Annotated in this window: 7 protein-coding genes; all 7 read right to left on the bottom strand. The window is 73.5% G+C overall.

The window, feature by feature from the left end:
* The coding region (locus FHG89_RS32155) for a hypothetical protein (RefSeq protein WP_208761182.1) at window positions 1–1,203 on the bottom strand (1,203 nt) is incomplete at its 3' end.
* A 2-nt stretch (window positions 1,204–1,205) separates the two neighbouring features.
* Window positions 1,206–1,460, bottom strand: a complete 255-nt coding sequence (locus FHG89_RS32150; RefSeq protein WP_139588141.1) for a hypothetical protein — start codon at window positions 1,458–1,460, stop codon at window positions 1,206–1,208.
* A gap of 28 nt (window positions 1,461–1,488) precedes the next feature.
* On the bottom strand, window positions 1,489–1,917 hold the full coding sequence (locus FHG89_RS32145) for a hypothetical protein (protein ID WP_139588140.1): 429 nt from the start codon (window positions 1,915–1,917) through the stop codon (window positions 1,489–1,491).
* A 17-nt stretch (window positions 1,918–1,934) separates the two neighbouring features.
* Window positions 1,935–3,104 (bottom strand): hypothetical protein, encoded by a 1,170-nt coding sequence (locus FHG89_RS32140; RefSeq protein WP_139588139.1) that lies wholly within the window; start codon window positions 3,102–3,104, stop codon window positions 1,935–1,937.
* A gap of 39 nt (window positions 3,105–3,143) precedes the next feature.
* Complete coding sequence (locus FHG89_RS32135) at window positions 3,144–4,136, bottom strand: hypothetical protein (protein WP_167517582.1); 993 nt, start codon at window positions 4,134–4,136, stop codon at window positions 3,144–3,146.
* Between the two features lie 250 nt (window positions 4,137–4,386).
* Entirely contained in the window at window positions 4,387–4,707 is a 321-nt protein-coding gene (locus FHG89_RS32130; protein WP_139588137.1) for a barstar family protein, read from the bottom strand.
* Between the two features lie 34 nt (window positions 4,708–4,741).
* Window positions 4,742–5,113: a ribonuclease domain-containing protein gene (locus FHG89_RS32125; RefSeq protein WP_425280252.1), complete on the bottom strand. Its 372-nt coding sequence runs from the start codon at window positions 5,111–5,113 to the stop codon at window positions 4,742–4,744.
* Window positions 5,114–5,338 lie beyond the last annotated feature (225 nt).

The raw sequence follows: 5,338 nt of genomic DNA, 5'->3' as shown, positions 1-5,338 counted from the left end.
GAGACCGCCGGCGCCGGACCCACTGCCGCCGCCGGTGCCGGTGCCGGACCCGGCGCCGGTGCCCGTTCCCGTGCCGGACCCGGTGCCGGTGCCGCCGCCCGGGGGCGCGTTCGGGTCCGGCGCCGCCGGGCGCTGCTCGACGCTGATCGGCAGGAGGTTGGCGGTGCCGGTCCAGTGCAGCGTCGTGTCGGTCTCCTCCGTGCCCACCAGCAGCAGGGAGACCCCGCCGATGCTGATCACCACGAGGCAGGTCGGCACCGCACCGCCCACCGAGGCGAGAATCGCGTCGACCCGCCGGTTCACCTCGGCGTCGACCGCCCGCTCGATCTGCGCCTGGTACTCGTCGACGCTTGTGGTCTCGCCCCGCGGCTGGGCGGTCCGCAGCCGTTGCCGGATGTCCGCGCTGAGTTCCTCGTCCACCATGGACACCAGGGCGCTCCGGTCGGCGACCGGCCGCCGCTGCACAGTGCCGGGCTGCGGGCTCGGCACCCGCTCCTCCACCTCGAAGTGGGGTTGCGGGGCGGCCCGGAACACCGTCTCGCCGAACCGCTCGAAGGTGAGGACCGACCACGGCGTGGTGTTCACCATGACCGCCCAGACCGGGCGCCCGTCGCTGCCGATCACCCGGGCGATGATCCCCTGCGGGGTTCCCGACGGCAGCCCGCCGTGCTGGCGTACCGCCTCGCGGCCCAGCTCGGCGAGGTGGCCCACCAGGTAGCTGGCCGGCCGCAGCAGCCACTGGTAGGTCACCCGGGGCGTCTCGTCGCCGTCGACCGGCACCTCGGCGGCATCACCTCCGTCGTCGTAGGACGGCACCCGGTAGACGGCCAGCAGGTGGCGCATCCGCTGCGGGTCGAACACCTCGGCCGCCGGCCGGCTCAGCGGCGCGGCCACTCCGGCGGGCAGGCCCGGGTCCAGTCGCGCCGCCGCGACCACCTCGTCGACCCGCCGGCGCAGCCGGGCCTCGAAGGCCCGCCGGTCGTCCGGGGACACCGCCTGCGCCGCCGCGCCGGTCCAGCGGAACTCCGGCGCGCCGGGGCGTACCTCCAGGTAGCCGCCGCGCGGCGCGACCACCTCGCGGCGGGAGCGTTCCAGCGCGCGGGCCAGGGCCGCGGCGAGCGCGTCCGTCACGGCGGCCGGCCGCTCGGTCACCGACCGGGCGTCCAGCCGGATCCGCACCGGCACGTGCACCGAGATGGCCATCGTCAGCACCGCCCGTCCAGGTGCTCGGCGAGCCGGGCCAGCGCCAGGTCGGCGAGCGCGTCGGCGGCGAGGGCGCCGCCGGCCGCGACCACCTCGATCTCCACCGGGAAGTGGTACGCGATGACCGCGCGGTCGTCCTCGGCCACCTGCTCGGCCTCCGCCTCGCTGCCGGCGGCCGGCAGCACCAGCTCACCCGCGTGCACCAGGGCCAGCCCGGTACGGGTGACCCGGGCGGCGCGGCCAGCACCGGTCGCCATCTGCTACCTCCGGTTCCTCGTCGGGCGGTTACGGCAGGACCGAGGGGTCGCCGGTCTTCGGGTCGACCGACGCGGCCAGGCTGAAGCCGCTGAACGTCGCCGCCGGGGCGCCGGAGATGGTGGCGGTGGTGGGCGTCGCGCTGGTGATCAGGCAGTCCCGCAGGACGAAGGACGAGAACGCCCAGTCGTCGCCGGTGTGCTCCAGCAGCGCGATGTCGAACAGTTCGCCGTCCAGGGCCAGCTTGGTGAGCCGTCCGGCGACGTCCCCGATCGCTTTCACGGTCATCGTGAAGTTCATCGACACCGGCGCGTGGATGGCGCCCAGGTGGGTCACCTCGCACGAGTGCAGCGCCTCGATGTTGAGCGAGAACGACGGGCTGAACGAGTCGATCGGGCTGATCAGCACCGTCTCGGTGCCCTTGGTGTACTGCACCGCGAGGCGGGTCTTCCACTCCATGGTCTGGTTCCTCCGGGTCAGAACTTGGCCACGAGCGTGACCAGCAGGCGGCTCACGGCCGGGCCGTACGTGACGGTGACGACCAGGTCGACGGTGCGGTCGGCCCGGGCGGCGGTGACGATCGAGGTGTCGGTGGCGGTACGGGCGGCCTCGGGGATGCCGAGGATGTCCAGCACCGGGATCTCGATGCGGTAGTCGTCGATCACCGCCTGCCGCTTGAGCGGGCCGAGGATGCCGTCCACCTGGGTCTTCAGCAGGGTCATGCCCGGCTTGGTGATCCGTGCGTCGCCGACCAGGCCGATCAGGCCGGCGCGGAGCATAAACTCGATCTGGTCGAGGGTGCGGACCAGGTCGACGTACAGCAGGCTCGCGTCGGAGGTGAACAGCCGCCCGTCGGCGAAGTGCAGGCTCTCCCCGGTGATCAGGGTCGGGTCGATGATCGGCGTGAGGTTGGCCTCGGAGAGACCCTTGATCTCGGCCGGGCTGTACTGCTCGGCCACCGGAACGGCGACCCCACGGATCTTCTTGAGCACGATGCTGTGGTGCACCGGGAGGCCGGCCACGGCGGCCATCGCGGCGGTGGCCGCGTCCCCGTCCGCGCCCCGGGCGGCGATCATCACCATCCGGCTGGTGCTGCTCTTGAGCGGATTCGCGGCGGTGGTGATGTCGGCGACGTAGCTGGGACTCTTGTCGGTCGCCGGGTTGACCATGGCGAAGCCGATCCGCCGTTGGCCGGCCGCGGACATCGTCTCCACGTGCGCCTTGAGCGCGTGCAGGCCGGTGGGCGCACCCGCGCCGGCCGGGTTGCCGACTGTCGACTCGTTGGCCAGCGACACCATTGTCACGTCGTCGGCGGCCTCCAGGCCGCCGAGCGCGGCGGCGTAGTCGTCGCCGGCGACCTTGACCCCGTACACCTTGGCGGGTCGCGGGTCCTGCAGGAACGCCAGTTCGAGAGAGTTGTAGAGGGCGTTGCGGACCACGTTGCCGGCCTGCCGGCGGGCGAAGTTGGTGACGGCGTCGTCCAGGGTCTCGATCCGGACCGGCGTGTTCGCTGGCGCCGAGCCGCCGTCGGCCGTGGACGGCGCCTTGCCCACCACGGCGATGACGCCCGGCGAGCGTTGCGCCAGCGGGGCTGGCGGCGGCACGATCCGGACCTCGATGAACGGGAATGCTGCTGTCGGTGCCACGGGTCCTCCCGGACGAAGTTGCTGCTGCGGTCTGGGTTCTCAGGTCGTCACGGCGGCGAGCCCGATGCCGCTGCGGGCGAGCCACTGGCCGGCCCGCGCGAACCGGGCCGCCCGCTTCTGCGCGTCGGTGCCGGCGTCGCCGCCCGGCCAGCCGTCGTCGTCGAACGTCTCGACCGGGACGACCCAGACGGCGACCACCCGGTGCCGCCGTCGCACGTCGTCCGGCGCGGGCACGTCCAGGCCCAGCTCCTCGGCGCGGGCGCGCACCAGGCGGGTCTCGACGAGCAGGTCGGCCAGGGAGAAGCCCTTGTCGCGGATCAGCACGGCGGCGGCGAACGGCAGCGGGCGGGGGGTCGGTGGGGCGGCCGGCGGGACGGCGTAGCGCAGTCTCACGGTGGCGCCGGCGGCCTGTCCGCGCATCCGCGTCACCAGGTCGCCGGCGGTCGCGGCGCCGACGCCGGCGAGCAGTCGGTCCAGGTGCTCGTCGGTGAACCCCGCGGGCTGGTGCAGTCCCGCCCGCAGTCGCGCCGCCAGCCTGCTGCGCCGCTCGGCCTCCAGCACCGCCGGGTCGGCCGGCAGCGCACCCAGGTCGGCGATGATCTGCGGGTCGACGTCGAAGGCGGGCACCGCCACGTCGAGGTCCTCGACCCGGTCCCGGGCGGTGCTGGTGCGCACCACCAGGCTGCCGCGCCACAGCGCGTCGATGCGCAGCGCCGAGCCGCCCAGGCCGTGCAGGCGGACGCGCAGCTCGGTGCGGGTGGTGCCGCCGGAGCCCAGCCACTCCCCCTCGGCCAGGGTGACCGGCGCGGCGGCGAAGCCGAGGGTCAGCTCGTCGAAGACCGCCGCGTACGGTGGCGCGACAGGCATCGCCTCGGTGTCGTACGCGGCCTCGACCAGGTGGGCCAACGAGGCGTCGTCGAAGACGGCGGCACGGGTGCCCGGGTCGGCCAGCCGCACCAGTACCCCGTCGACGAAGTCCACCGCACCGGCCTCCCCGCTGCCCGCGCCGGTGCACGCTGCCCGGCTCGGCACGAGGATCGCCGACCGCCCGTCACCCGAGCGTCACCACCGCCGTCACCGCGATCAGATGCCGGTCGGATTGTCGGGAACTGAGCATCCACACAGCCCGGCTCGGTCGCCCTCCGGCCCGCGCGGCGGTGGTAACTCAGGAGAGCGATATACCTCAGAGTCATATTCATACCCCAGAGTCATAGCGCTCATCGGAACACGTCTCTCGAGCGCCGTCACCCGTCGTGAGGGTCCGTCCGCGCGCGGGGCGCGCTCAGGAGGGCGCGGCGTCGCGCAGGACGACGCGCAGGGGGTGCGGGGCGGTGGTGGCGAGGTCGTCGAGCAGGGCGAGCAGCAGGGCGTACTGATCGGTGGGCTCGTCGGCGAGCAGCTGGCCGGCGTCGGTGACCAGCAGGGTGAGCGGGCCGGCGTCCAGCCGGTCCCGGAGCACGTCGGCGAGGGCGTCCCAGGTGTTCCCCAGGTAGGCGGGCAGAGCCAGTGCCTCGGCCATCGCGGCGAACAGCGCGGGCCGGGTCCGGGCCGCCGCCCCGGCCAGCACCACCGCGCCGGCCCACCCGTCGTCCTCATCGATCATCACGTGCCTCCCGGACCGGCCGGCCACCGGTAGGTCAGAGCCGGTAGAAGTCGGTGTAGTGGTTGGGCGAGAACCAGGTGACCCCGGTGCTGCGGTTCACCACGATCCGGTACGCGTCGCGGGCCGCGCCCTGGGTGCGCGGGTAGACGTCGTACTCGTAGTAGGTGGCGTTGGCGGGCAGTTGTCCCTCGTAGTTGTAGAACCGGCCGCCGGCGAAGTTGGACAGCCCTCCGCTCCAGGAGTACCAGCCCCGGCTGGTCGGGAAGCCCTTGGCGGACCATCCCGAGCGGGCGGTGCGGGCGTCGGCGCAGCGGCTGACGGTGCACGAGCTGTAGACCGCCGCCGACGCTGAGTCGGTCAGCCGTGGGGCGACCACGGACGGGCCGACCAGCGCGGTGGCGACCATGGTGAGGAGCAGGGCGAGGGTGGTGGTACGCCGGCGGATCGCGCCGAGCGTGGCCAGCGGGGACACGAGGGTGGACACAGGTTGCCTCCAGACCATCCAATCCATCGATCCGCATGATTGTCGGATCGGACCCAGTCTCACCGCTGGCGGTCGACGGCGACACCCCTTGGCGGCACAACGCCTCCACAATGCTCGGTTAACCCCGGATGATCCCCGCCCGTGGCC

Origin of the sequence: Micromonospora orduensis, assembly GCF_006228125.1 — a bacterium.
GTDB classification, from domain to species: Bacteria; Actinomycetota; Actinomycetes; order Mycobacteriales; family Micromonosporaceae; genus Micromonospora; species Micromonospora orduensis.
This window is presented reverse-complemented; position numbering and strand designations above follow the sequence as displayed.